24 protein-coding genes are annotated in these 24,121 nt (G+C 70.9%); 8 read left to right on the forward strand and 16 right to left on the reverse strand.

Annotation, left to right across the window (positions count from 1 at the left end; genetic code table 11):
* Positions 1-19 precede the first annotated feature (19 nt).
* Positions 20-556, forward strand: coding sequence for a MarR family winged helix-turn-helix transcriptional regulator (locus ACFVYE_RS01275; RefSeq protein ID WP_266362137.1), 537 nt, complete (start codon positions 20-22; stop codon positions 554-556).
* Positions 557-620: 64 nt separating this feature from the next.
* Here ACFVYE_RS01275 and ACFVYE_RS01280 read toward each other — a convergent pair whose 3' ends face one another.
* The 11 genes from ACFVYE_RS01280 to ACFVYE_RS01330 form a co-directional block, all read right to left on the reverse strand.
* The gene (locus tag ACFVYE_RS01280; RefSeq protein WP_389603515.1) at positions 621-1,694 is read right to left on the reverse strand and encodes a Rieske 2Fe-2S domain-containing protein; all 1,074 of its coding nucleotides are present in this window, start codon (positions 1,692-1,694) and stop codon (positions 621-623) included.
* Between the two features lie 7 nt (positions 1,695-1,701).
* Positions 1,702-1,923: a recombinase-like helix-turn-helix domain-containing protein gene (locus tag ACFVYE_RS01285; RefSeq protein WP_383962209.1), complete on the reverse strand. Its 222-nt coding sequence runs from the start codon at positions 1,921-1,923 to the stop codon at positions 1,702-1,704.
* Between the two features lie 22 nt (positions 1,924-1,945).
* The gene (locus ACFVYE_RS01290) at positions 1,946-2,908 is read right to left on the reverse strand and encodes a PDR/VanB family oxidoreductase (RefSeq protein ID WP_383962212.1); all 963 of its coding nucleotides are present in this window, start codon (positions 2,906-2,908) and stop codon (positions 1,946-1,948) included.
* Entirely contained in the window at positions 2,905-4,572 is a 1,668-nt protein-coding gene (locus ACFVYE_RS01295) for a thiamine pyrophosphate-binding protein (protein ID WP_389603518.1), read from the reverse strand. Before ACFVYE_RS01295 ends, ACFVYE_RS01290 begins: the two co-directional genes overlap by 4 nt.
* A gap of 67 nt (positions 4,573-4,639) precedes the next feature.
* Positions 4,640-5,425 carry an SDR family oxidoreductase gene (locus ACFVYE_RS01300; protein ID WP_383962219.1) on the reverse strand — a complete coding sequence of 262 codons (786 nt, stop codon included), beginning with the start codon at positions 5,423-5,425 and terminating at the stop codon, positions 4,640-4,642.
* Positions 5,426-5,526: 101 nt separating this feature from the next.
* The gene (locus ACFVYE_RS01305) at positions 5,527-6,321 is read right to left on the reverse strand and encodes an SDR family oxidoreductase (RefSeq protein WP_383962221.1); all 795 of its coding nucleotides are present in this window, start codon (positions 6,319-6,321) and stop codon (positions 5,527-5,529) included.
* On the reverse strand, positions 6,321-6,842 hold the full coding sequence (locus ACFVYE_RS01310; RefSeq protein ID WP_376258901.1) for a cupin domain-containing protein: 522 nt from the start codon (positions 6,840-6,842) through the stop codon (positions 6,321-6,323). The genes ACFVYE_RS01305 and ACFVYE_RS01310 overlap by 1 nt, the downstream gene beginning before the upstream one ends.
* Positions 6,843-6,886: 44 nt before the next feature.
* Positions 6,887-7,699: an alpha/beta fold hydrolase gene (locus ACFVYE_RS01315; protein WP_389603520.1), complete on the reverse strand. Its 813-nt coding sequence runs from the start codon at positions 7,697-7,699 to the stop codon at positions 6,887-6,889.
* A complete protein-coding gene (locus tag ACFVYE_RS01320; protein WP_383962227.1) occupies positions 7,696-8,532 on the reverse strand; it encodes an aspartate dehydrogenase domain-containing protein in 837 nt (278 codons plus the stop codon). The genes ACFVYE_RS01315 and ACFVYE_RS01320 overlap by 4 nt, the downstream gene beginning before the upstream one ends.
* Positions 8,529-9,494 carry a VOC family protein gene (locus ACFVYE_RS01325; protein ID WP_383962230.1) on the reverse strand — a complete coding sequence of 322 codons (966 nt, stop codon included), beginning with the start codon at positions 9,492-9,494 and terminating at the stop codon, positions 8,529-8,531. Before ACFVYE_RS01325 ends, ACFVYE_RS01320 begins: the two co-directional genes overlap by 4 nt.
* Positions 9,495-9,523: 29 nt before the next feature.
* On the reverse strand, positions 9,524-11,017 hold the full coding sequence (locus ACFVYE_RS01330) for an aldehyde dehydrogenase (RefSeq protein WP_383962233.1): 1,494 nt from the start codon (positions 11,015-11,017) through the stop codon (positions 9,524-9,526).
* Between the two features lie 337 nt (positions 11,018-11,354).
* Here ACFVYE_RS01330 and ACFVYE_RS01335 point away from each other — a divergent pair, with 337 nt between their 5' ends.
* Positions 11,355-12,773, forward strand: a complete 1,419-nt coding sequence (locus ACFVYE_RS01335) for an MFS transporter (protein ID WP_389603521.1) — start codon at positions 11,355-11,357, stop codon at positions 12,771-12,773.
* A 150-nt stretch (positions 12,774-12,923) separates the two neighbouring features.
* Here ACFVYE_RS01335 and ACFVYE_RS01340 read toward each other — a convergent pair whose 3' ends face one another.
* Positions 12,924-14,138: a beta-ketoacyl-[acyl-carrier-protein] synthase family protein gene (locus tag ACFVYE_RS01340; protein ID WP_389603523.1), complete on the reverse strand. Its 1,215-nt coding sequence runs from the start codon at positions 14,136-14,138 to the stop codon at positions 12,924-12,926.
* Positions 14,139-14,552: 414 nt separating this feature from the next.
* Between ACFVYE_RS01340 and ACFVYE_RS01345 the strand changes: the two genes are divergently transcribed.
* The 3 genes from ACFVYE_RS01345 (at position 14,553) to ACFVYE_RS01355 (ending at position 16,848) form a co-directional block, all read left to right on the forward strand.
* Complete coding sequence (locus tag ACFVYE_RS01345; RefSeq protein WP_389603525.1) at positions 14,553-15,389, forward strand: alpha/beta fold hydrolase; 837 nt, start codon at positions 14,553-14,555, stop codon at positions 15,387-15,389.
* Positions 15,382-15,936 (forward strand): TetR/AcrR family transcriptional regulator, encoded by a 555-nt coding sequence (locus ACFVYE_RS01350; protein WP_389603527.1) that lies wholly within the window; start codon positions 15,382-15,384, stop codon positions 15,934-15,936. The genes ACFVYE_RS01345 and ACFVYE_RS01350 overlap by 8 nt, the downstream gene beginning before the upstream one ends.
* A gap of 87 nt (positions 15,937-16,023) precedes the next feature.
* On the forward strand, positions 16,024-16,848 hold the full coding sequence (locus ACFVYE_RS01355) for a hypothetical protein (protein ID WP_389603529.1): 825 nt from the start codon (positions 16,024-16,026) through the stop codon (positions 16,846-16,848).
* A 127-nt stretch (positions 16,849-16,975) separates the two neighbouring features.
* Here ACFVYE_RS01355 and ACFVYE_RS01360 read toward each other — a convergent pair whose 3' ends face one another.
* Both ACFVYE_RS01360 and ACFVYE_RS01365 read right to left on the reverse strand, forming a co-directional pair.
* Positions 16,976-17,314, reverse strand: a complete 339-nt coding sequence (locus tag ACFVYE_RS01360; RefSeq protein ID WP_383962250.1) for a chorismate mutase — start codon at positions 17,312-17,314, stop codon at positions 16,976-16,978.
* A gap of 11 nt (positions 17,315-17,325) precedes the next feature.
* Positions 17,326-18,219 (reverse strand): helix-turn-helix domain-containing protein, encoded by an 894-nt coding sequence (locus tag ACFVYE_RS01365; protein WP_383962253.1) that lies wholly within the window; start codon positions 18,217-18,219, stop codon positions 17,326-17,328.
* A gap of 225 nt (positions 18,220-18,444) precedes the next feature.
* Here ACFVYE_RS01365 and ACFVYE_RS01370 point away from each other — a divergent pair, with 225 nt between their 5' ends.
* The gene (locus ACFVYE_RS01370; protein WP_383962255.1) at positions 18,445-20,259 is read left to right on the forward strand and encodes a beta-galactosidase family protein; all 1,815 of its coding nucleotides are present in this window, start codon (positions 18,445-18,447) and stop codon (positions 20,257-20,259) included.
* Positions 20,260-20,284: 25 nt separating this feature from the next.
* Here the strand turns inward: ACFVYE_RS01370 and ACFVYE_RS01375 are convergent, their stop codons facing one another.
* Positions 20,285-21,061: a S1 family peptidase gene (locus ACFVYE_RS01375; RefSeq protein ID WP_389603532.1), complete on the reverse strand. Its 777-nt coding sequence runs from the start codon at positions 21,059-21,061 to the stop codon at positions 20,285-20,287.
* 224 nt (positions 21,062-21,285) lie between these two features.
* Here ACFVYE_RS01375 and ACFVYE_RS01380 point away from each other — a divergent pair, with 224 nt between their 5' ends.
* Positions 21,286-22,227: a hypothetical protein gene (locus tag ACFVYE_RS01380; RefSeq protein ID WP_389603534.1), complete on the forward strand. Its 942-nt coding sequence runs from the start codon at positions 21,286-21,288 to the stop codon at positions 22,225-22,227.
* Between the two features lie 50 nt (positions 22,228-22,277).
* On the opposite strand, the gene ACFVYE_RS01385 is transcribed toward ACFVYE_RS01380, so the two are convergent.
* Positions 22,278-23,198 (reverse strand): SDR family oxidoreductase, encoded by a 921-nt coding sequence (locus ACFVYE_RS01385; RefSeq protein ID WP_389603717.1) that lies wholly within the window; start codon positions 23,196-23,198, stop codon positions 22,278-22,280.
* 167 nt (positions 23,199-23,365) lie between these two features.
* Here ACFVYE_RS01385 and ACFVYE_RS01390 point away from each other — a divergent pair, with 167 nt between their 5' ends.
* Complete coding sequence (locus ACFVYE_RS01390) at positions 23,366-24,109, forward strand: enoyl-CoA hydratase family protein (RefSeq protein ID WP_383962264.1); 744 nt, start codon at positions 23,366-23,368, stop codon at positions 24,107-24,109.
* The last annotated feature ends 12 nt before the right edge of the window (positions 24,110-24,121 follow it).

Here is a 24,121-nt window from a genome sequence, read left to right on the forward strand (position 1 = left end):
GTACGGAGGAGTGCCCGGAATGGCGAAGAACGCGGCTTCCGCTTCCGCGACGCGGCAGGACGCGGTGGCGTCGATCGTGGAGGACTGGCGGCGGGAGCGGCCGGATCTGGATACGGCTCCGTTGGAGGTGTTCGGCCGGCTGCACCGGGCGTTCCTGCGGTACAGCGCGGCGATCTCCCGGCCGGTGGAGCGCAAGGGCCTGTCGATGGCCGGATTCGATGTGCTGACGGCGCTGCGCAGGGCGGGGGCGCCGTTCCGTCGTACGGCGGGTGAGCTGGCCGATTCCGGTTTGATCAGTTCGGCGGGGGTCACTCTGCGGATCGACCGTCTGGAGAAGGACGGGCTGATCCTGCGGGAGCGTGATCCTCAGGATCGTCGGGTGGTGCACTCGCGGCTCACGGACGAGGGTCTGTCGACGATCGACGAGCTGTTCGCTGAACATTTGGACAATGAGCGGCGGATGCTGGCGGGGCTGACTCCCGCGGAGTGCCGGCAGCTGGCGCGGCTGCTGGAGAAGCTGGAGCGGTCGGTGCTGGCGGCGGAGGAGGACGCGTAGTCGTCCCTGATCGCCGGACGGGCGGAAAATCCGAGCCCGTCCGGCGGTTGAGGGCGTCTCGGGTTCAGTCCGTCGCGCCGGCCTGCGCTTCCGCCTCCGTGCGGTACATGCGGCGTACGCGGACCACACCCAGGTCGTGCTGGTACAGGTTCTCCGCCTGGTCGGCATCGGTGCGGAGTTCTTCCAGCATGATGCGGTCCTGTTCGAGGACCTCCCAGTGCCGGTCCTCCAGCACGGTCTTGTACAGGAACCGCCAGGTGTCGCGCTGCCAGTCCGTCACCCGCCGGTAGCGCCAGAAGAAGACGGCGCAGCGCTCCTCGTCGATGGGGGTGGCCATGCCCACGATGCCGAAAGGTCCTCCGGGGCCCGCGGTGGGCGGGTACGGGATGGTGAGGTCGACCCAGTCGGCGCCGGTGCGGCAGAGCTCGACCCAGTCGAAGTTGACGCCGCTCTGGTCGGTCTTCTCGAAGAAGAAGCCGCGTTCGGTCTCCCGGATGCGGAAGCGGGCGGTGGTCTGCCCCTCGGACATGCTGTGCGAGTCGCGGTGCAGGAACGACCCGTGCATCGGGTCGAGCAGATTCTCCACGGCGTAGCGCCAGTTGACGTTCCACTCGGCGTAGCAGAGGAACGCCGTGGTGCCGGGGTCGGTGAGCTGCTCGGGCAGTACGAGCGGTGCCGGTTCGGGATGCCGGCCGTCGCCGAAGTAGGCGAGGATCGCGCCGCCGGTCTCGATGACGTGGGGTGCGGCGACGAGCTGTTTGCCTTCGAGGTTGCAGCCGGGCAGCCCGGGGACGGCGGCGACGGTGCCGGTGCCGTCGACCTGGACGCCGTGGTACCAGCAGGCGATGCGGTCGCCGAGGTGTTTGCCCAGGGAGAGGCGGGCGCCGCGGTGGGGGCAGCGGTCCTCCAGCATGTGCAGGGTGCCGTCGGCGCGGCGGAAGAGCAGCCATTGTTCGCCGAGGAGGGTGAGCCGCTTCATGCCGCCGGCGGGGACGAAGTCGGAGGGGCAGACGGCGTACCACTGGTTGCGGATGCCGGTGGCGAAGAGCCGGTCGGCGGTGCGGTTGCCGGGGCGGGCGACTTCGGAGGGCCGGGTGGCCTCGCCGCTGACCGTCGCGGTGGTGGTGTCGGTGGTCATGGTTGTCTCACGCTCCCAGTCGTCGCATCTCGCTGCGGAAGGTGTCCTCGGTCCACGGGCTGCCGTCGGGGGCGGGCAGGTCTCGGGCGTTGAGTCCGGCGACGAGGCCGGGCAGGTCGTGGGTGCCGGTGCCGAAGACCTCCTCGATCACTGCGGCGAGCTTCTTCTCGTACGGGGTCGGCTCGGCGCTGCGTGCCTGGTGGGGGTTGAGGTACTGCGTGGTTGTCATGTCGGCTCCCTTCGGGGGCGGTTCACAGATCGAGGACGAGACGCGGGGTGCGGGAGCGGGAGACGCAGAGCATCATCGAGGTGCCCGCCGCCTTCTCGCCCTCGGAGAGCAGGAAGTCCCGGTGGTCGGGGGTGCCTTCGAGGACCTTGGTCTCGCAGGTGCCGCAGATCCCGTCGCGGCAGGAGGACGGCACGGTGATCCCGGCGCCCTCCAGTGCGTCGAGTACGGAGCTGCCGGGGCCGACCTCGACGGTGCGCCCGGTGCGGGAGCAGATGACGTCGAAGCCGGTGTCCTCGCCGTCGCGCGGCGGTGCCGCGGGGGCGGCGAAGCGTTCGGTACGGGCGGCCGGGCAGCGTTCCTCGACGGCGGCGAGCAGGGGTTCGGGTCCGCAGCAGTAGACCTGGGTGCCTGTGGGAACGTCCCCGAGGAGGGTGTCGAGGTCGATGTGTCCGCGCTCGTCCTGGGGTACGAACTCGACTGATCCGCCCGGGATTTCGGCCAGCGCGGCGAGTTCTGTGCCGAAGGCCATCGAGGTGCGGCTGCGGCCTCCGTGGACGAGCCGCCAAGGGGTCCGGGTGCGGGCCGCCTCGCGGGCCATGGCGAGGATCGGGGTGATGCCGATGCCTCCCGCGATGAAGAGGTATGCCTCGGCGTCGTGGTCGGCGTCCAGCTCGAAGTGGTTGCGGGGGCCCTGGACCTGGAGGATCTGGCCGGGCCGCAGCTGGGTGTGGATGTGGGCGGAGCCGCCGCGGGATGCGGGTTCCCTGAGGATGCCGATGCGCCAGCGGGTGGTGTCGGCCGGGTCGGAGCACAGGGAGTACTGCCGGATGTGCCCGCCGGCGTGTACGTCGATGTGGGCGCCGGGCTGCCAGGCGGGCAGCGGGCTGCCGTCCGGGTGGGTGAGTTCGACGCCGAGGACGCCGTCGGCCTCCCATGTCATCCGGTGGACGAGCAGGTCGAGGCGGGTTTCCTGGGTGCTGGTCATTGCGGGGTGCCTCCCTGTCCGGTGGCGGTGGCGGTCGCGGGGAGCTTGACGGGCGGGGTGAACGGGGTGTTCATCGGGCCGAGTGCGGCGAGGTCGATCTCGACGAGGACCGGCCCCTCGGAGGCGGTGGCCTCCTTGATGACGGGGGCCGCGTCGGCTTCGGAGGCGATCCGGGCGTACGGGAGACCGACGGCGGCGGCGAGCTGCTCGAAGTCGGGGGTGGTGAGGTCGACGCCCGAGCGGCGCGGGAAGTGGTTGTCCTGCATGTTGCGCAGGACGCCGTAGCCGCCGTCGTTGAAGACGAGGAGGGTGAGGTCGGGCTTCTCCTGGGCGAGGGTGAGGAGTTCGCCGAGGTGGACGGCGAGGCCGCCGTCGCCTGCGATGACGACGGTGGGAACGTCCGGGCGGCCGAGTGCGGCACCGATGCCCATGGCGAGGCCCTGTCCGATGCCGCCGCCGCGCGGGAAGACGTTGGTGGCCGGGTCGTTGATCTCCAGGAGCCTGTTTCCCCAGGTGGAGGAGGGGATGGTGACGTCGCGGGCGATCACGGACTCTGGCGGGCAGGCGTCGCGGATGGCGTCGTTGATGGCGGCCTGCGGTCCGATGGCGTGGCGCTGTGCGCTGCGGGCGTCGGTGCGGGCCTTGCGTACGCGGGCCGGCCAGCTCGCCTCCGTGCTGCCGCTCGTCACGCGTCCCAGGAGTGCGGCGAGGACGGCCGCCGCGTCGCCGTGCAGGGCGCAGGTGGCCGGGTAGACGCGGCCCGGTGCGGCCGGGTCCAGGTCCAGCTGGATGTGGGCCGGGGGGAGTTCGAGGGTGTAGTCGGCAGTCTCGTTGGAGCGGAAGTGGGTGCCGATGGAGAGCAGCACGTCGGCTTCGGCGAGCAGCGCGCGGCCCGCGGGGGCGGTGGCGTAGTTGCCGAGGACCCGCTGGTCGGACTCGGGGACCGAGCCGCGGCCGGAGTTGGAGGTGACCAGTCCGGCGTTCAACGCGTCGAGCAGTGCGGCAAGTTCGGGGCGGGCACTGTTGGCTCCGCCGCCCGCCCAGACGAGAGGGCGGCGCGCGGCGGACAGCAGCGCGGCGGCCTCGTCGAGGAGTGCCGGGTCGGGCAGGGCGGGCGCGGGTGCGGTCCGCACGGGTGTACCGGTGAGCTGCTGGGGGGCGAACTGCAGGTCGATGGGCCATTCGACGCTGACCGGGCCGTGCGGGGCGGTCAGCGCGCGGGCGGCGGCGTCGCGCAGGATGTCGCCCGCGCTCGCGGCGTCGGTGACGGTGACCGCATGGGTGGAGACCGCGCGGAGCATGCCGAGCTGGTCCTTGGTCTCGTGGATGAAGCCGCGCCCGGAGCCGAGGTACTCGCTGTCGATCTGTCCGGTGATGTGGAGGACGGGGGTGCCGGAGCTGAGGGACTCGATGAGGGAGCCTGCCGCGTTGCCCGCTCCCGTACCTGTGCTGGTCAGGGCGCAGCCGAGGCCGCCGGTGGCTCGGGCGTAGCCGTCGGCCGCGTTGACGGCGGCGGCTTCGTGGCGGACGGGGACGAAGCGCAGATCGCGGTCGACGGCTTCGACGAGCGGCAGGTTGTGCACGCTGACGATGCCGAACACCGTGTCGACGCCGAGTCCGCGCAGCGTCTCGACGAGCAGGTCGCCGCCGTTGGGTTGGGTCATGTCGTTGCGCTCCTGAGGGGGGTTCGGTGGGTTGCGGTCTGTCCGGCGGATCGGGGTCGGACAGGTCCTAGGCGATGGCCCGGTTGACGCCGCCGCAGACGTCGACGGTGGTGCCGGTGATGTACGAGGCCTTTGGTGAGAGCAACGCCGTTACGGCGTAGGCGACTTCGTCGGCGTTGCCGAGGCGGCCCAGTGCGATGCCGCGGTCGGCGGCGAGTTCGGCCTGCCAGGCGGCGTAGTCGAGGGGGCTGCCGGAGGCCGCGTACCGGCGTTCCCACTGCCCGGTGTCGACGAGGCCGAGGCAGACGGAGTTGACGCGGATGCCGTCGGGGGCGAGTTCCTTGGACAGGGAGGTGGAGAGGTTGAGGATGCCGGCGCGGGCCGCGCTGGTCGTCATCAGCCGGGTCTCGGGCTGCTTGGCGAGGACCGCGTTGATGTTGACGACAGAGGCGCTGCCGGATTTCCGCAGGTGGGGCAGGGCGGCATGGAGGGGGTTGAGGACGCCGAAGAACTTGAGTTCCAGTTCGTCGCGCCAGTCGTCGGCGGTGGTCTCGGCGAAGGGTTTCATCCGGGAGGCGCCGGCGTTGTTGACGAGTCCGTCGAGGCCGCCGAATCGTTCGGCTGCGGCTTCGGTGAAGGCCCGTACGGCGGCTTCGTCGCGTACGTCGCAGGGTGCGTGGTACAGCCTGTCCGGTCCGGCGAGACCGTCGAGGGCTGCGGTGAGGGCGTCGGCGCGGCGGCCGCAGGTGGCGACGCGGGCGCCTTCGGCGAGCAGCATCCGGACCGTGGCGAGGCCGACGCCGGAGCTGCCGCCGGTGACGAGGATGCTGCGACCGGCGAGGCCGAGGTCCATGTCGTACTCCTTGGTTCGAGGGGGGTGTCGCGCGGGCGGGGGCCGCACCGGGGTCGGTCGAGGGGTGTCCGGTGCGGCGTGCCCGTCCGGGCGTGAGGGGTTCAGTGCATCGTGAAGCCGCCGTTGACGGCAAAGGTCTGGCCGGTGATGTAGCCGGACTCGTCGCCGACGAGGAAGGCGATCAGGCCGACCAGGTCCGCCGGTTGCTGCGGCCTGGAGATCGCCCTGCCCAGCCTGTACAGCTCGTGCCGTTCGGCGGGGATGTCCACGGAGGACTCCCCCTCGGTCAGCCCTGGGGCGACCGCGTTGACGGTGATGCCGAGGTCGCCGGTCTCGCGTGCCATGGCCCGGGTCAGGGAGATCACGGCGCCCTTGGAGGCGATGTAGTGGGCGAGTCGGGGCGATCCGTACAGGGCCGCGTCCGAGGCGAGGTTGACGATCCGGCCGCCGCCGCCTGCCACCATGAGCGGCAGGAGGGCTCGGGCGACGAGCCAAGGACCACGGGCATTGACCGTCATGATGCGGTCCCATGCCTCGATGTCGATCTCGTGGAACGGTTTGCCGCCGACCGCGTTGGCCAGACCGGCGTTGTTGACCAGTCCGTACAGCCGGGTGGAGTCGCCCGCGAGGGCCGCGGCGAGGGCGTCGACGGAGTCCGGGTCGGCGACGTCGAGCGGATGGAAGTCTGCTGCGATGCCTTCGGCGCGGAGCTCGTCGGCGGCCTGCCTGCCGGTGGCCTCGTCGAGTTCGGCGATGACGACGCGGTGGCCGTCGCGGCCGATCCGGCGGGCCGCGGCCAGTCCCAGGCCGCGGCCGGCGCCGGTGACGACGACCGTACGAGAGGCATCCGCCGCACCGGAGGTGCCCGGTGTACGGGAGGTGTCGTCGGTGGCCATCAGTCGCGGGTGATGCCGTGCATCGGGGAGTGCTCGGGGTAGGTCGGGACCTGCGGCTTCTGCGTACCGATGATCACGCAGAACAGGGCGTCGGTGTCGCCCTCGTTCTTCAGCGAGCGGGCCACTCCGGCGGGCACGACGATCATGTCGCGGTAGCCGAGGGTGCGGTACTCGACCTCGTCGGCGCCGCGGTGGATGCCGACCCTGACCTGGCCCTCCAGGACGAAGAAGGCTTCCTCGACGTCGTGGTGGGTGTGCTCGGGGCCCTCGGCGCCCGGCGGCAGCAGCATGTTGGAGAAGGTGAAGCCGCCGGACGGGATGATCCGGTTGTCGTTCTCGTGGTTGCCGGTGGCGCCGGAGCCGACGTAGCGGATCTGTGCGCGCTTGTACTGGTCGCCCGCCTTCGCCTGGAAGGAGAGGGTGTTCCAGTCGGGCTCGCGGGAGTCCTTCGTGGCGATCAGCGAGTCGGTGTACTTCGCGAGGTCGCCGTCGGTCTCGTAGGGGGTGTTGTCGATGGGCACGGGATGCTCCTCGGGTCGTTGCTGCGGGTGGGGGCGGGCCGTCGTCACGCGGGGATGCGGGCGACGACGTGGAGGTGGGCGCGGACCCAGGCGTTGAATGCCTCGGGCCGCTCCTGGTTGGAGAGGTGGCCGGCGCCGGAGAGGGTCACGTACACGGACCTGGTGAGGGCGCCGGCGATGGCCTGCGACTCCTCGGTTCCGGTGACGGTGTCCTCCTCGCCGCACAGGACGAGGGCCGGTGCGGTGATCGCCGGCAGGTCGCCGGTGAGGTCGGCCTCGGCCATCGCCTCGGCCGCGTACCCGTATCCGGGCGTACGGACGGAGGCGGCCATGGTCGCCACGACCCGTTCGACGAGTGCGGCGGGCGCGTCGCCGGAGACCAGGCGCGGGCCGCGGGCGGCGGCGAAGGCGTCCGGCCCCTCGGCGGCGAGCTGGGCCGAACGGCCGCGCATGGCCTCGGCCTTGTCGGGGTGGGTGCCCGAGCCGCGGCTGGAGTCGGCGACGATCAACGAGGCGACGAGGTCCGGGTGGCGGACGGCGAGGCGGAGTGCGATGACGCCGCCCCAGGAGACGCCCAGGACATGGGCTCGGCCGCCGCGTTCGCGGATGAGTGCGGCGGCGGTGTCGGCGTAGCCGTCGAGGCCGGGGGCGCGGTCGGGGTCGGCGGAGGCCGCGTAGCCGGGGGCGTCCCAGGCCACGACCCGTACCCGGTCGGAGAGTGCGGCGAGTTGCGGGGCGAAGGCGGCGGACGAGGAGCCGATGCCGTGCAGGCACAGGAGCAGCGGTGCGTCCGGGTCTCCGGCCTCCACGGTGTGGACGGTCCCGTCGGCCGGGGCGGCGGTCGCAGGAGCGGTCACAGGATCTGTCCCGCCCGGCCGACGACGGCGCCGAGGCTGCGGAGCACGGCGTGCGGCACGACCTGGCTGGTGGCGGGGTTGGCCGCGTCGGGCCGGTGGGCGACTTCGAAGCGGTAGGTGCCGTGCGGCCCTGCGGCCTCGATGACGTGCCGGGTGAGGGTGGCGGCCGGGTCGGCGACGACGACGACCTCGACGAGGTCGGGGTCGCCGGTGGCGAGGGCGACGGATGCGGCGACGTTGGTGGACTTGGGGAACTTCACCGGGACGTCGCGGGCGGTGCCGCGCATCACCTCGACCGGTTCGGTGGTGGTCCGCAGCCGCTCGGTCAGCTCGGCGTCCATCCATGGCTGGTGGAGGGTGGCGGGCAGCTTGGTGGTGGTCAGGGTGACGGAGGTGAGGGCGCCCAGGCCCCGTACGGCCTGGAGGAGGTCGAGTCCGCCGACGGCGCCGCCGGTGAAGTAGACCCGGCCGGGTCCGGCCTTGCGCAGCCGCTCGACGAGCTCGGCGTCGACGAGCGCGCCGGTGGAGGCGATCAGCAGGTCGGCGCCGCTGTCGAGGACCCGCTCGGCCCACTCGCGTACTACTGCCTGGCCTGCGGCTTCGACGATCAGGTCGCAGACGGCGAGTGCGTCCTCGAACGACAGCTGGGGTGCGGGGGCGTCGACGAGGGGCCGGTTGTCGACGATGCAGGTCAGTTCGGCGCCGGGGATGTGTCCTTCGGCGAGGGCGGTGCCGACGACGCGGCCGATGGCTCCCCAGCCGACGAGTCCGATGCGTCGCGCGGAGCGCGTGGGGCGTGCGGCGGGAGTGGGGCGGGTGGTGGTGGCGGTCATGCGGACACCTCGTCGGTGGCGGGGGCCAGTGGCCCGGGGTCGGGTTCGCCCGCCATGTGGCAGCGGATCTTCTGGGACGGCGGACCTGCTGTCCCCCACAGGTCGGAGAGCTCGGGGACCCGCCGCCAGACCTTGGCGATCCAGGCGTCCTCGACGATCTGGGCGACCTCGGAGGTGTATTCGCAGACGAGTCCGGCGGGGTCGGTGAAGTACGAGAAGGTGTTGTTGCCGGGACCGTGCCGGCCGGGCCCCCACTGGGGGTCGATGCCGTGGTGGCGGAGCCGTCCCAGGCCGCGCATGAAGTGGTCGACGGACGTCATCTCGTACGCGACATGGTTGAGGGAGGCCCACTCCGCCTGGTTGAACGCGATGCAGTGGTGGTCGGCGTTGCAGCGCAGGAAGGCCATCTGGTGCTCGGACCAGTCGGAGACCCGCAGCCCGAGGACCGAGGTGTAGAAGGCGACGGCGGCGTCGATGTCGGTGGTGTTGAGGACGGTGTGGGTGACGCCGACGGGTACGGCACTGTCGCGTCCGCGCGGGGCGACGGCGTGGGTCTGGGCGCTGAGCTCGATCAGCCGGCCTTCGGGGTCGGTGAAGCGGAGCCCGTAGCCGCCGCCGACCTGGTCGAGGGGGCCGGGGCCGGCGACGGGGACGATGCCGCGGGCGAGGAGCCGGCGGGCGGCCTCGTCGATCTCGGCGGGGGTGGCGACGGCGAAGGTGATGCGGCCGAGGCCGTTGCGTTCGCCGCGGGTGAGGGCGAGGACGTGGTGCTCCTCGCCGGTGCCGCGCAGCCAGGTGGCGTCGGTTTCCCGTTCGACGGGTTCCAGTCCCCAGACCTCGGTGTAGAAGTCGGCGGACTCGGTGAAGGCGGGGGTGTGCAGCTCGACGGAGCGCAGGGCGCGCAGCCGGGCGATCGGTTCACGCTGCCCGGTGGGGCGGGCGTGGAGGTTCTCGTAAGCCATGACGTTTCCCAACTCCTCTCTCTGCGGCATCAGTTGACGGCCCAGGGCAGCGGCGTGGTGTCGGTGCCCCAGTAGAGGGACTTCTGCCGCTGGTAGCCGCGGATCAGATCGCGGCCCTTCTCGGTGCCGATGCCGCTGTCCTTCAGCCCGCCGAACGGGGTGGAGATGCTGAACTGCTTGTACGTGTTGATCCAGACGGTTCCCGCGTCGATCCGGCGGGCCAGCCGCCAGGCCCTGGCGTGATCCCGGGTCCAGATGCCGCAGGCGAGTCCGTAGACGCTGTCGTTGGCCTGGGCGACGAGGTCGTCCTCGTCGTCGAAGGGCAGGGCGACGACGACCGGGCCGAAGATCTCCTCCTGGCAGACGCGGGCGGTGTTGGGCAGGCCGTCCAGGACGGTGGGGAGGTAGTAGGCGCCGTCACGGTAGAGGTCGCCTTCGGGTGCCGCTCCCCCGCATCGCACAGTGCCGCCCTCCTCGCGGGCCAGGTCCACGTACGCGGCGACGCTGTCGCGGTGCTTGTGGTGGACGAGCGGGGCGACCCGGGTGTCCGGGTCGGTGCCGGGTCCGATGCGCAACTTCCGGGCACGGGAGACGAGTTCGCCGACGAACTCCTCGTACCGTGCACGGGCGACGAAGAGCCGTGAACCTGCGATGCAGCTCTGCCCGCTGGACGAGAAGACGCCGTACATGACGCCCGCCAGGGCCTGCTCCAGGTCGGCGTCCTCCAGGACGATTGTCGGGGACTTCCCGCCGAGCTCCAGCGATACGGGGATCAGCTTGTCGGCGGCGACGTGCGCGAGGGTGCGCCCGGTGTTCGTGCCCCCGGTGAAGGTGATCTTCCCGACGGCCGGGTGGCGGACGATCGCGTCGCCGATGACGCTGCCGCGGCCCGGCAGCACGGAGAGCAGCGCGGCCGGCAGACCGGCTTCGGTCAGGGCCCGGTGGACGAGGCGGCCCAGGGCGAGGGCTACGAGCGGGGTCCATTCGGCGGGCTTGAGGAGTACGGCGTTGCCCGCGGCGAGTGCGGGGGCGAGCTTCTGGGCGTCGCTGGCGATGGGCGAGTTCCAGGGGGTGATCGCGCCGACGACGCCGATCGGCTCATGGACGCTCATCGTGACGTACGGGCCGCGGGACGGGGTGATCGCGTCCTCGGCGGTCTCCAGCGCGGCGGCGGTGTAGCGGAAGGTGCCGGCCGCGCTGAGCACGAGGGCGCGGGTCTCGGTGCGGCACTTGCCGGTGTCGGCGGTCTGGAGTGCGGAGAGCCGGTCGGCGTCCTGTTCGACGAGGTCGGCGATGCGGTGGAGCAGCCTGGCTCGGAGGTGGGCGGGCAGTTCGCGCCAGGCGGGGTCCTGGGCGGCGTGCGCGGCGGCGGTGGCGGCCTCCTCGACATCGGCGAGGGATGCGGCGTGCACGGTGGCGATGACCTGGCCGGTGGCCGGGTCGACGGTCTCGATGAGGGCACCGCGGCCCTGTCGCCACTGTCCCGCGACCAACGCCTCGTCCAACACCTCGTCGGCAAGCATCAGTTGGCCTCCTGCTATCGAATCGGTTACCTCAGGGCTAAAAATCTAAGTGCTTAAGTAATTGATCGCAAGACCCCAAGGCAAAATCTCTTTTGCCCTGGAGGTCTTGACGGCGACCACCGGCGAACCGGTAAAACTTAAGCGCTAAGAAACTAGGCGCTTACAGAGAACAGTGGCCGGAGAACGGCGACGGAGAACAGTGGGCGAGTTCACAAGCTCACGAGCCCCGCACGGCCGCCCGCACCCGTACGCTCGGCTCACCCCCGCACCCCACTGAACTCTTCTACGCCTGGCTCCCCAACGGCTCCGCCCCCACACGGAGCAGGAGGAACCCCGGATGAGCACCGACATCTCGCAGGACGACTCGCCCGACGCCGCACGGGCCCGGGCCACCCGCGCGTCCATCGCCGCCCGCTTCGAACGGCTGCCGCTCTCCCGCTGGCATGTCACCGTCCGGCTCATTGTCGGCGTGGTCACCTTCTTCGAGGCCTTCGACCAGCTGCTGATCGCGTACGCCCTGCCGGAGCTCCGCCGGGAGTGGCACCTGACCACCGGTGACGCGACGGCGGTGCTCACGGTCGGCTCGGTCGGGATGCTCATCGGCGCCCTGCTGTCGGGCCGCCTGGCCGACCGGTTCGGCCGGGTAAGGGTGATCGCGTACTGCGTGGCCGCCTCGGGCGCGGTCAGCCTGGCCCTCACCGCGTGCACCTCACTGACCCCGTTCCTGGCACTGCGCTTCGTGCAGGGTCTGGCGATCGGCGGCGAGGTGCCGGTGGCGGCGGCATTCATCAGCGAGATCACCCGGAGCTTCAAGCGCGGCCGCTTCGTCCTGCTGTACGAACTGGTCTTCCCGGCCGGCCTGACGATCGGCGCCCTGGCCGCGGCCTGGGTGGTTCCGGCGGCCGGCTGGCGCGTGATGTTCGCGATCGCCGCCGTGCCCGGGCTGCTCGCCTTCCTCGTCCAGCGCAAGGTCCCCGAGTCACCGCGCTGGCTGGCGGACCGGGGCCGGCCGGCCCAGGCCGAGACGGTGATGGCCGAGATCGAGGCGAAGGTATCGGCGGCGACGGGCGAACCGTTGCCACCCCTGAGCGCCCCCGCCACTGTTTCGGGCCCCTCGACGCCAACGAACCCCGCCCCTTCAGGCATGCGCGGCCTCTTCACCGGCCGCTACCGCCGCCGCACGGTCGTCGTCGGCGCGATCTGGTTCACCGGTTACTTCGTGAATTACGGCATCACGTCGTGGCTGCCCAGCATCTACAAGGACGAGTACGGCCTCACCCTCTCCGACGCCCTGCTGTACTCCACCGTCACCTCGGTCGCGGGCCTGCTCGGCTGCCTCGTGGTTGCCCTGACGGTGGACGTCCTGGGCCGCCGCAAGATCATCGCGATCTTCCTGGGCGGCGCGGCGGCACTCCTGCTCACCCTCGCCGCACTGGGCGCCCACACGCCCACCCAGGCCCTGATCTGGACCTCCCTGTCGGCGGTCGGCTTCTTCGGCGCCAACATCTGCCTCTACCTCTACACACCGGAGCTGTACCCGACGAGGATGCGCGCCCTCGGCTGCAGCGTGGGCGGCGCGGTCAACCGCCTGGGCGTGATCCTGGGCCCGATCCTTGTCGGCATGGTGTACGCGGCCGGGGACGGCGTCGCGCCGGTGTTCGTGATGCTGGGGGCGGTGGCACTGGTGGGCGCGGTGGTGGCGGGCACGTTCGCGGAGGAGACGGCGAACCGCCCACTGGAGGAGATCTCGCCGTGAGGGGCGCGCACCCCGCCATGAGGTTGAACTCGTGATGCCGTGACCGGCCTGATGGTCAGGTCGGTCTGAGCAACGACACGACATCCCGAGTGGGCGGCAACCGGGCCCGAGGGGCCCATGCCGCCCGGCGTGGCGGTCAAGGTCTCGTCGTCACTCGGTGAAGACGAGACTGACGTTGTGTCCGCCGAACCCGAACGAGTTGGCCAGCGCAGCAGACCACTGACCGGTGCGCCGCTCACCGCGCACCACGTCCAGTTCCACGCGCGGGTCGAGTTCGTCGAGGTTGAGCGTGGCCGGCACCGTGCCGTCCTTGAGCGCGAACAGAGCGGCCATGGCGCCAACCGTTCCGGACGCACCCATCATGTGACCTGTCATCGACTTCGTCGCCGTCACCGCAGCGTGGCTGCCGATCACTCGGCCGATCGCCTCGGCCTCCGCCAGGTCACCGGACTCCGTCGAGGTGGCGTGGGCGTGCACGATACCGATGTCCGCCGGGGCCAGTCCGGCGTCGCGCAGCGCCAGTTCCATGGCGAAGGCCTGGCCTTCCGCGTCGGAGGCCGTGATGTGGTTCGCGCTCGAACTCACGGCACTGCCGGCCAGCGTGCCGTAGGCACGTGCTCCACGGGCCCGGGCGAACTCGGCGCGTTCGAGCACCATCATCCCCGCGCCCTCGCCCATGACGAACCCGGACCGCTTGACGTCGAACGGGCGGGACACGGCCTCTGGGTCCACGGACTGCGTCGACAGGGCCTTCATCTGGGCGAATGCCGCGATGGTGAAGGGGTGCAGGCATGCCTCCACCCCACCTGCGACGACCACGTCCGCCCGCCCGCCGCGGATCAGATCCTGCCCCAGGGCGAGGGCCTCCGCCCCGGACGCACAGGCACTCACCGAAGTCCTGGCGCCTCCCTTCGCGCCCAGGTCCATGCTCACCCAGGCAGCCGGCCCGTTGGGCATCAGCATGGGGACTGCGAACGGCGACAGCCGGCGAATCCCGGCGCGTTCGAAGACGTCGTCCTGCCCCAGCGTGGTGAGGACACCACCGGTCCCAGTACCGATGACGACGGCGAATCGTTCCGGCTCGACCTGCGGAGGACCGGCGTCCTGCCAGGCTTCGCGCGCGCTGAGGATGGCGGCCTGCTCACCGCGGTCCAGCTTCCTGGCCTCGGCCCTCGGAAGCAGGGAGGCAGGGTCCACCGTGAGCCCGGCCGCAACGTGCACGGGCAGGTCCGCGGCCCACTCCTCCTCCAGGAAACGCACCCCCGACTTACCGTCCAGCAGCCCCGACCACGACGACGGCGCATCGGCTCCCAGTGGCGTCATCGCACCGACGCCCGTCACCAGCACACGACTGTTACGGGTCACACGAGCCTCCTTGAATTGTCTAGATGTTACATAGTCCCTGACTTGCCCTCATGGGGATCATGCCAGCGTTCAGAAGGGAAATCGGGATAGGAGTCGACTGATTCGAAAGCGAGAGATTGTCCTGTTCCAACAATTAAGTAGCCAGCTTCACTCCAATCACCCCGCCGCGTCCCCGATCACCCCGAACCTCGAATGGGGTTGCCGTCGGTACATGACCGGGGCATGGGCCCTCTGGATCGGAGTCGGGGTTCTGATCTTCCGGGCGCCGTCCACGCGCTCGTACGCGATGTTCGCCGCTGCCGCATGGCGCCTCCCGACCGAAAGGCTGGGTGCGCGCGGAATCCGGGAGGGTTGACGCAGCTCGGCTAATTACATTAGCTTTATGGCTACATTCATTAGCTCCGGAGGGTGGACGTGACCGAGTTCGTGACGATTGACGGCGCACAGCTCGCGTACGAAGTGACCGGCGAGGGCCCGCTGATCGTGCTGGCCCACGGCATGGGCGACAACAGGGCGGCCTACCGAGATGTGGCCTCCCGGCTCGCGACGGCAGGATTGCGGGTCGCCGCCATGGACCAGCGCGGCCACGGTGAGTCCAGCACCGGTTGGGCGTCCTACACCCGTACCGACGCAGCGGCCGACCTCCTCGCCCTGATCAGGCATCTGGGTGGCCCCGCCGTCATCGTGGGCCACTCCTTCGCCGGCGGCGCCGCCACCATCGCCGCGGCCCAGGAGCCCGAACTGGTCAGCGCCATCGTCGAGATCAGCCCGTTCACCCGCGCACAGAAGATCAGCCCGAGTGCTCTGCTGTCCCACGCCCGCTACCGCAAGGGCATGAGCCTGCTCATGGGCGCCGGCCTGCTGCGCAGCGTCGGGCTGTGGAAGCGCTACCTCGACCATGCCTACCCGGGAGTCAGGCCCGCCGGTTACGCCGGCCATGTCGCCGCCCTCGACGCCGACCTGCGCAGGCCCGGCCGGATGGCCGTCGTCAGCAGGATGGGCATGTCCGCGCCCACGGACGCCGGCGCCCGCCTCGGCGCCATCCAGTGCCCCGCCCTGGTCATCGAGGGCACGCTCGACCCCGACTGGGTCGACCCCGGGGCCGAGGGGGAGGGCATCGTGGCCGACATGCCCGCAGGGCTCGGTCGGCTCGAGGTGATCGAGGGAGCCGGTCACTACGCGCATGTCCAGTTCCCGGACGAAGTCGCCACGGCCATCCTGGCCTTCCTCGAGGTCGGCGCGCGTGGCTAGGGCAGCGCTCACCACGGATGCCGTCGTCGATTTCGCGCTGCTGATCATCGACGAGAGCGGCCCCGCCGCCCTGACCTTGTCGGCGGTGGCCGGCCGGGCAGGCGTCGCCACCCCGTCCCTCTACAAGCACGTGCGCAATCTGGCCGAGCTGCGCGACCTCATGTCGGCGCGGATCATGAACGAGATCGCGGACCAGGTCGGTGAGGCCGTGCTGGGCCGCTCCGCCGACGAGGCGATCCGCGCGCTCATGATGGCCTGGCGGCACTACGCGCTGCAGCACCCGCACCGCTACTCGGCGCTGATCCAGACGCCCGAGCCGCGCACGGTCGAGGCCGGGACGCGACTGATCAACATCATGCTCGCCACTTTCCGTGCGTACGGAATGGCAGATTCCGCAGCGATCCACGCAGCCCGCTGCCTGCGTGCGGCCGTCCACGGCTTCGCAGTTCTGGAGGCCGAGGGCGCGTTCGGGCTCCCGGAGAAGCTGGACGAGAGCTACGACCTGCTGATCCACATGATGATCACAGGCCTGCACGCGCCTCGTTGATCAGGCCATGATGAGAGACCTCTGACCAAGCACATCACAGAACCACATCATCAACGACAACCGAGCTCGGCGGGAGTATCGGGGCAGATGGACCATATGGGGCAGGCAGTGTCCGAAGCGGTGCGTGGGGCTCCGGGGGCGGGCGCGGACGTCGCACGGCGGCGGGCCGTGGGGGTCGTGCCATGGGGAGTGGCGGCGGGTGCGGTTGCCTGGTGTCTCGCGGGAAGCCGGCGCGCCGCGCACATGGAGAACTACCCCTGGAACGTCTGGACTCCGATCGGTTACGGCGCGGTCAAGGGCGTGTTCCTGGGGCTGCTGGCCGGCTGGTGTGCCGTGCTGAGCCTCCGGGTCGGCCGGGCGGCCTGCCGGAAGGACAGCGGGGCAGCGCGTTTCGCGGGGCTGGTCTTCGGCGGCGGGCTGCTGGGCGGGGTGGTGCCCGGGTCGGTCCGGGACTTCATGGGTGCGCCGCAGCCGCGGACCCTGTACTACTTCGACGGGCCGAGGCCCGAATCAGAGTGGTACTGGCGGCCGTTGCTGTCCGAGTGGCTGACCTACACGGTGCTGCCTGCACTGGGCTGCGCGGTGCTTCTGACAGCGGGTGCTCTGGTGTCCGCCCGGTCCTCGCGCCGTGAAAGCGTCGGCTGGGCGTTGCCCGCCCTGGTGGGAGCGGGACTGCTGGTCCTCCCGCACTACGCGGCCGCCGGGCTGCCCACGCCACAGGGCAACGGCGACCATGTCAACGAGTCGGCCTCGGCCGGGCTCGTCGTTCTAGCCACGGGGCTCGGTCTGCTCGTGAGTGCCTGGGTGGCGTGGTCGAGGCGCAGACGCTCGATCGGGCGGTCCGGCCCGTATCCGTCGCACCGGGCGGGCGAACCGCCCCCAGTTCGAGGCGAACCGCCCTCAGCTCATTAGGAAGTGGAGAGCTATTACCGCCAGTCCCCCACTCCCGAGGCCACCAAGCCGATCCCGATCAGTCCCTGGTGGGCGAAGGAACGGAAGAACCCCCGCTCGGCCCGCAGGGACCAGCCCCCGGCCCCGTTCACGACCCGGCGCCGGTCTCCCCGTTCGTCGCCGACTCCTCCGCGATCCGTTCATGGTGGCGGATGACCTCCGCCACGATGAAGTTCAGCAGTTTCTCCGCGAAGGCCGGATCCAGATGCGCGCTCTCCGCCAGCTGCCTCAGCCGGGCGATCTGCCGGCTCTCGCGGGCCGGGTCGGCCGGGGGGAGCTGGTGGGCGGCCTTGAGGTGGCCGACCTGCTGGGTGCATTTGAAGCGCTCGGCGAGCATATGGACAACAGCGGCGTCAATGTTGTCGATGCTCTCGCGCAGCCGGTTCAGTTCCGCGTTCACGGACTCGTCGATGTCCCTCGTGGTCATGGTCAGCGAGCTTAGACGGCCGGGCCCAGGGGGGTGATCGTCGGTGGGTGTTCCGGGTCCGGGACCTGGTCGCTCCAGCCGCCCGGGACGCTGCGGCCCTGCTGATCGCGGAACCGGACCGGGGCGGTGCCGACCCGGCGGGCGAAGAGGCGGGAGAAGTACGCCGGGTCGTCGTAGCCGACGCGTCGGGCGACTGCGGCGACCGGCAGGTCGGTGGCGGCGAGGAGCTCCTTGGCGCGGCCGAGCCGGATGCCGAGGAGGTAGTCCTTCGGGCTGCAGCCCGCGCCCCGCCGTACCGCCGTGCGCAGTTCGGCGGGTGTCATTCCGTGCCGGGCCGCGTGCTCGGCGACGGAGAGCGGCTGGAAGGCGTCGCGGGCGAGGGCCTGCAGGACCGGGTCGCCGTCGGGGCTGACATCGGCGCGGGCCCGGCGCAGGGCGACGAGGAGTTCATGCACGGCGGCGCCGGTCTCGACCTCCAGCAGCGGGTTGCCGCGCCGTGCCGCGCGCACCATCCGCCCCACCGCTGCACGGGGGGCCGCCGTGTCGGCGAGCGGGACGAGCGGGCGGTCGGGTTCGATGTAGCCGAGCTCGGTGTACGTGGCGGTGGCGGGGCCGGTGAAGTCGACGAAGCTCTCGTCCCAGCCGGTGCCGGGATCGGCGCCGTAGTGGTGCGGGGTGCCGGGGGTCAGCCAGATCAGGCTGGGCGCGATGACGGGCACCCGGCGGCCGTCGGCTCCGATGAACCAGCCGCTGCCGGAGTTGATGACGACGGCCACATGGTGGTCCAGGGTGCGCGGGCCGACCGTCGGCAGGGCGCCGTGCTGCAGCCCCACGCCCAGGCAGACGAGGCCCAGCCGGTGGTGGAGCGGGCTGGGAGTGAAGAAGCGCATCCAGGTGTGGTACATCGGCCTTCCTTCCTCCCCTTTTCTTTGCGTCGGTCCGAGCATTTCCTGTCCGAACAATTGTGTCCAAACAGCAGTGATCTTTGTCCATGGACCGGCCGCACGCCAGGGGGCGAAGGTTGGTTGCAACATTCCTCCCGGGTTCGCCCGCTCCGTGGTGCGTGCCGTCGTGCGACCCCTGGGCGGCGCGGCTCCGGGGGACCGCACGCACAGGAGAGTACGAGCACGATGGCTGACTTCACCGTGGGGGACGACCACTTCCGGCTCGACGGGAAGCCCGTACGGCTGCTGTCGGGGGCCCTGCACTATTTCCGGGTCCATGAGGCGCAGTGGGACCACCGGCTGTCGATGCTGCGCGCCATGGGTCTCAACTGTGTCGAGACGTATGTGCCGTGGAATCTCCATGAGCCGCAGCCCGGCCGCTTCCGGGACGTGGCGGCGCTGGGCAGGTTCCTGGACGCGGCGCAGCGGGCCGGACTGTGGGCGATCGTCCGCCCGGGACCGTACATCTGTGCCGAGTGGGAGAACGGTGGTCTGCCGGCCTGGGTGACGGGGCGGTTCGGGCGACGGGTGCGGACCCGTGACGAGGAGTACCTGAGTGCCGTGGAGCGGTGGTTCACGGCGCTGCTGCCGCAGGTGGTGCAGCGGCAGATCGGGCTCGGCGGCCCGGTGATCATGGTTCAGGCGGAGAACGAGTACGGGAGCTACGGCACCGATCGGGTCTATCTGCAGCGGGTGGCCGGGATGCTGCGGGAGCGCGGGGTGACCGTGCCGTTGTTCACCTCCGACGGTCCGGAGGACCACATGCTCACCGGCGGCTCCGTGCCGGGGCTGCTCGCCACGGTGAACTTCGGGTCGGGTGCGCGGGAGGCGTTCGAGGTGCTGCGCCGCCATCAGCCGAAGGGGCCGCTGATGTGCATGGAGTTCTGGTGCGGGTGGTTCGAGCACTGGGGTGCTGCGCCGGCGGTGCGGGATCCGGCGGAGGCTGCACAGGCCCTGCGGGAGATTCTGGAGTGCGGGGCGTCGGTGAATGTCTACATGGCGCACGGGGGGACGAATTTTGCGGGCTGGGCGGGGGCGAACCGCTCGGGTCCGGTGCAGGACCAGGATCTTCAGCCGACGGTGACGTCGTACGACTACGATGCGCCGATCGACGAGTACGGGCGGCCGACGGAGAAGTTCTGGCTGTTCCGGAAGGTTCTGGCGGAGTTTGCGGACGGTCCGCTTCCGGAGCTGCCGCCGGAGCCGGTCGGGCCCCCGGCGCCGGTGCGGGCGGAGCTGACCGAGTGGGCGCCCCTGTCGGTGGCCCTGGAGGTACTGGGCGACCCGGAATGGGCGGAATCCGGTGTTCCGCCGACGTTCGAGGAACTGGGCGTGGACCGGGGCCTGGTGCGGTACGAGGTCACCGTTCCGGGTTTGCGACGCCCGTATGCACTGGGTGTGTCCGGGCTCCGGGACCGTGCGGTGGTGCATGTGAACGGCGTCCGGCAAGGTGTGCTGAGCGGCGAGAACGCCACCCTCGACGAGCCGGTGGCCGGGCCCGCGGAGGTCGAGCTGTGGGTGGAGTCGCTGGGCCGGGTCAATTACGGGCCGCGGCTGGGTGAGCCGAAGGGCATCACGGGCGGCATCCGGCACGAGCGGCAGTATCTGCACGGGGTACGGGCGCGGGGGCTGCGGCTGGCCGCTTTCGAGGAGCCGGGTGCGGTGGACGCGGTGCCTTTCGGCGGGGTCGCCGAGAGGGGCCGTGCCGGGTTGTACCGGGGTTCGTTCGAGTCGGCGGAGTCGGGACTCGCGGGTCTTCCCGATCACGCGGGGCTCGAACTGCCGGGCTGGACGCGCGGGTTCGTCTGGGTGAACGGTTTCTGTCTGGGACGGTACTGGTCGGCGGGTCCGCAGCGGACGCTGTATGTGCCGGGTCCGGTGCTGCGGGAGGGCGTCAACGAGGTATGGGTGCTGGAGGTGGAGGGCGCCGGGGATCCATGGGTGGAGCTGGGTCCGGGTGTGCCCGTCCGGACGGGCACACCCGGGGGTGCTCAGAGCTGATCGGTGGGACCGGCCGGGGCCTGGGTCAGAGCGTGGCCGCCGCGGAGGCGATGTTGGCGGCGAACGTCGAGACCTCGCTGTACACACCCGGGTAGCCGGGCTCGGCGCAGCCCTGGCCCCAGCTGACGATGCCCACCTGGATCCAGGCTCCGGCGTTGTCCTTGCGGAACATGGGGCCGCCGGAGTCGCCCTGGCAGGTGTCCACGCCGCCCGTGTCGATCAGTCCGGCGCAGATCTCGTCACCGGGGACGAGGTCGCTGCCGTATGCGCCCTGGCAGACGGCGTCGGAGACGAACGGCACGGTGGCCTTCAGCAGATACCGCTGCTGGCTTCCGCCCTCGGTGGCGGCGCCCCAGCCTGCGATGTTGAAGGTGCCTGTGTTGTACGTGGTGTTGGTGGCGATCTTCAGGGTGGGCAGGTCGATGGGCTTGGCGAGCTTGATCAGTGCCCAGTCCTTGCCCTTGCCGTTGTAGCCGGGGGCCTGGAGGACCTTGGTGGACTTGACCTTGACCGCGCTGGAGGACTGGAGGTCGACGACGCCCGCGGTGGCGGTGATGGAGGTGTTGTTGCCCGAACCGTCCACACAGTGCGCGGCGGTGAGGACGATGTCCTTGGCGTAGAGAGCGCCGCCACAGCCCATCGACAGCCGGACCATGAACGGGAATTCACCCTGGGCGGCGCGGGTTCCGCCGACGACCGGGGTGGGGGCCGCGGACGCTCCGGCGGGCTGGAGGCTGACGGCCGCGAGGACCACGGCGGCTATGACGGAGCATCTCTTCACGGCGCGCAGAAGCTGCTTCAACGGACTGCCTTCTTTCGTGGGGGGTTCTTGTGGGGGGTTGTACGTGGGGGTGCGTGCCCTCGCCCGGGGTCCTGGCCACGGGCAGCAAAGCCCCGTTGGTCATGCCCCCGACAAAGGCATGATTCGGATTATCGGGAAATGATCACGGCCCCCACAAGGTTCACTTTTCGGCCAAGATCACTCACGTCGCTGCGGCTACAGTGGAGGCCGGTCGAACGTCGCGGATGGGGGGCGGGGACGTGACGGACAACAGCCGGAACCACGGCCGGGGCGGCGGAAGTCCGGTCGTCCACGGCTTCCCTCATCTCGGCACCGTCCGGTCCGCGATCACGGCGCTGTACCGCAGGCTGTCGTACGACGGTGTCCGCGGTTACGCCACGAGCCTCGCCCCCGCCGACGCCGCCTTCTCCGACCAGGACGATCTGTACCTCGGCGCCCAGCGGGTGGCGCGGGCCATGGTCCAGCATCTGCACCTGCCGGACGCCCGCATGATCGTCGGCTTCCGGGCGATGGAACACGCCGCCGGTGTCGAACTCGCCGCGGGGCCCGAGTACTTCATCGAACTCAACGACCGCTTCCGCACCCATCGCAGGGACATCGGCGCCGCACTCTCGCACGAGGTCATGCATGTGCTGCTGCACCGCCTCGGCCTGGAGTTCCCCGGTACGCGCGACAACGAGATCCTCACCGACACCGCGACGACATATCTGGGCGCGGGCTGGCTGCTGCTGGACGCCTTCCGTGAGGACGCCGTCTCCAGCCAGAAGCTCGGCTATCTCACCCCGGAGGAGTTCGGATACGTCCTCGCCAAGCGGGCGTTCGCCTTCGACGAGGATCCCTCCCCGTGGTTCACGAGTCCGCAGGCGTACACGGCGTACACGAAGGGGCGCGCCCAGGCCCTCCACGACACCCGGCAGCCGCCCCTCGCGGCGGCCGGCTGGGCGGGCCGGCACCGCTACGCCAAGGACCGGCGGTACGCCCGGGACCATCCGGGTGCACAGGCGGCCCCGGGCCCCGACGCCCCGTACACGTTCGAGAACGGCCCGCAAGGACTCCGGGTCTCCTTCGCCTGCCCCACCTGCCATCAGCGCATCCGCGTTCCGGTACGCGGCCGGGTACGGGCCCGGTGCGGGTTGTGCCGGACGGTCCTGGACTGCAGCACCTGAAGCAACCGGGGGGTCCGCCCCGCACCTCGCACACCGGAGAGGATGAATAGTCAGCCTCGCCGACGGCTGGATTTCGCCCCGTACACCGGCTGCGCCGGCTCCGCCTCCGACAGCAGCTTCCGTGCCGCTTCCCCCGCCTCCGCCGGCGCCCACCGTGCCCCCCGGTCCGCGGTGGGACCGGGGCGCCAGCCCTCCATGACCGTGATCCGGCCGGCCTCCGTCTCGAAGATCCGCCCGGTCACCCCGTCGCTCGCGGCCGAGCCGAGCCACACCACCAGCGGGGACACGTTCTCGGGGGCCATCGCGTCGAACTCCCCCTCCCCCGGCGCCGCCATCGTCTCCGCGAACGTCTGCTCGGTCATCCGGGTCCGTGCCGCCGGGGCGATCGCGTTGACCTGGACCCCGTACCGTCCCATCTCCGCGGCCGCGACGAGCGTCAGCCCCACGATGCCCGCCTTCGCAGCGGAGTAATTGCCCTGTCCGACGCTCCCGAGCAGCCCCGCACCGGAGCTTGTGTTGACCACTCGGGCCACCGGCGCGCGGCCTGCCTTCGCCTCGGCCCGCCAGTGCGCGGCGGCGTGCTTCAGCGGCAGGAAGTGGCCCTTCAGATGGACCCGCATCACCGCGTCCCAGTCGTCCTCGTCCAGATTCACCAGCATCCGGTCGCGCAGGAATCCGGCGTTGTTGACCAGTGTGTCCAGCCGCCCGAAGGCCTCCAGCGCGGCAGTGACCAGCGACGCCGCCCCCTCCGTCGTGGCGATGTCGCCGCCGTGGGCGACCGCTTCGCCGCCCGCCGCCACGATCTCGTCGACCACCTGCCGGGCCGGACCGGCCGAGCCCCCGTCGCCGTCCGGGCCGACGCCGAGATCGTTGACCACGACCTTTGCCCCCTCGGCGGCGAAGGCGAGCGCGTGGGCACGGCCGAGCCCGCGCCCTGCACCCGTCACGATCACGACGCGCCCGTCGCACAGCCCACCGACGCTTCCTCCGCCGTCTCCCCCTTCGCTTCCCCTTTCACTTCCCCTGTCCCGTCCGTCGCTGCTTGCGGTCATCACACATCTCCTTGTTGGCGATGCGGGGGCAGGCTGCTACCTTCCACACCTAACAAATGTTTGGTGGAAAGGTAGCTGATTCGCCCATGGGTGTCTCCACCGCAAGTCCCGGCAAGGGCATCTCCCTCGTCACGGTCGACTACCCGCCCGTCAACGCGCTCCCCGTACAGGGCTGGTACGACCTCGCCGACGCCCTCCGTGCCGCGGGCCGCGATCCCGGGGTCCGCTGTGTCGTGCTGGCCGCCGCCGGGCGTGGATTCAACGCGGGCGTCGACATCAAGGAGATGCAGCGCGACACCGGTCACACCGCCCTGATCGGCGCCAACCGCGGCTGCTACGAGGCGTTTTCGGCCGTGTACGAGTGCGAGGTCCCGGTCGTCGCCGCGGTGAACGGCTTCTGCCTCGGCGGCGGCATCGGCCTCGTCGGCAATGCGGACGCGATCGTGGCGAGCGACGATGCGACATTCGGCCTGCCCGAGCTGGACCGGGGCGCGCTCGGCGCCGCAACCCATCTCGCCCGGCTCGTGCCGCAGCACCTGATGCGCGCGCTGTACTACACCTCGCGCACCGCCACCGCCGCGGAACTGCACGCCCACGGCTCGGTCTGGAGGGTTGTACCGCGCGATGGACTTCTGGATGCGGCAATGGAGCTGGCGGGCGAGATCGCATGCAAGGACGGGTATCTGATCCGGCTGGCCAAGGCCGCGATCAACGGCATCGACCCGGTGGACGTACGCCGCAGCTACCGCTTCGAGCAGGGCTTCACCTTCGAGGCCAATCTCAGCGGTGTCGCCGACCGCGTCCGCGACACCTTCGGCAAGGAGGCATGACCGTGACCGGAA

The sequence above is a fragment of the Streptomyces sp. NPDC058239 genome (assembly GCF_042882185.1).
In the GTDB taxonomy this organism is placed as follows: domain Bacteria; phylum Actinomycetota; class Actinomycetes; order Streptomycetales; family Streptomycetaceae; genus Streptomyces.

Bases quoted from the DNA above. Each gene is read 5' to 3' on its own strand.
- ACFVYE_RS01320 (WP_383962227.1), bottom strand. From the start codon at position 8,532: ATGACCGCCACCACCACCCGCCCCACTCCCGCCGCACGCCCCACGCGC.
- ACFVYE_RS01390 (WP_383962264.1), top strand. From the start codon at position 23,366: ATGGGTGTCTCCACCGCAAGTCCCGGCAAGGGCATCTCCCTCGTCACG.
- ACFVYE_RS01280 (WP_389603515.1), bottom strand. From the start codon at position 1,694: ATGACCACCGACACCACCACCGCGACGGTCAGCGGCGAGGCCACCCGG.
- ACFVYE_RS01285 (WP_383962209.1), bottom strand. From the start codon at position 1,923: ATGACAACCACGCAGTACCTCAACCCCCACCAGGCACGCAGCGCCGAG.
- ACFVYE_RS01355 (WP_389603529.1), top strand. From the start codon at position 16,024: ATGGACCATATGGGGCAGGCAGTGTCCGAAGCGGTGCGTGGGGCTCCG.
- ACFVYE_RS01330 (WP_383962233.1), bottom strand. From the start codon at position 11,017: ATGCTTGCCGACGAGGTGTTGGACGAGGCGTTGGTCGCGGGACAGTGG.
- ACFVYE_RS01295 (WP_389603518.1), bottom strand. From the start codon at position 4,572: ATGACCCAACCCAACGGCGGCGACCTGCTCGTCGAGACGCTGCGCGGA.
- ACFVYE_RS01380 (WP_389603534.1), top strand. From the start codon at position 21,286: ATGGGGGGCGGGGACGTGACGGACAACAGCCGGAACCACGGCCGGGGC.
- ACFVYE_RS01325 (WP_383962230.1), bottom strand. From the start codon at position 9,494: ATGGCTTACGAGAACCTCCACGCCCGCCCCACCGGGCAGCGTGAACCG.
- ACFVYE_RS01275 (WP_266362137.1), top strand. From the start codon at position 20: ATGGCGAAGAACGCGGCTTCCGCTTCCGCGACGCGGCAGGACGCGGTG.
- ACFVYE_RS01300 (WP_383962219.1), bottom strand. From the start codon at position 5,425: ATGGACCTCGGCCTCGCCGGTCGCAGCATCCTCGTCACCGGCGGCAGC.
- ACFVYE_RS01360 (WP_383962250.1), bottom strand. From the start codon at position 17,314: ATGACCACGAGGGACATCGACGAGTCCGTGAACGCGGAACTGAACCGG.
- ACFVYE_RS01335 (WP_389603521.1), top strand. From the start codon at position 11,355: ATGAGCACCGACATCTCGCAGGACGACTCGCCCGACGCCGCACGGGCC.
- ACFVYE_RS01365 (WP_383962253.1), bottom strand. From the start codon at position 18,219: ATGTACCACACCTGGATGCGCTTCTTCACTCCCAGCCCGCTCCACCAC.
- ACFVYE_RS01370 (WP_383962255.1), top strand. From the start codon at position 18,445: ATGGCTGACTTCACCGTGGGGGACGACCACTTCCGGCTCGACGGGAAG.
- ACFVYE_RS01290 (WP_383962212.1), bottom strand. From the start codon at position 2,908: ATGACCAGCACCCAGGAAACCCGCCTCGACCTGCTCGTCCACCGGATG.
- ACFVYE_RS01305 (WP_383962221.1), bottom strand. From the start codon at position 6,321: ATGGCCACCGACGACACCTCCCGTACACCGGGCACCTCCGGTGCGGCG.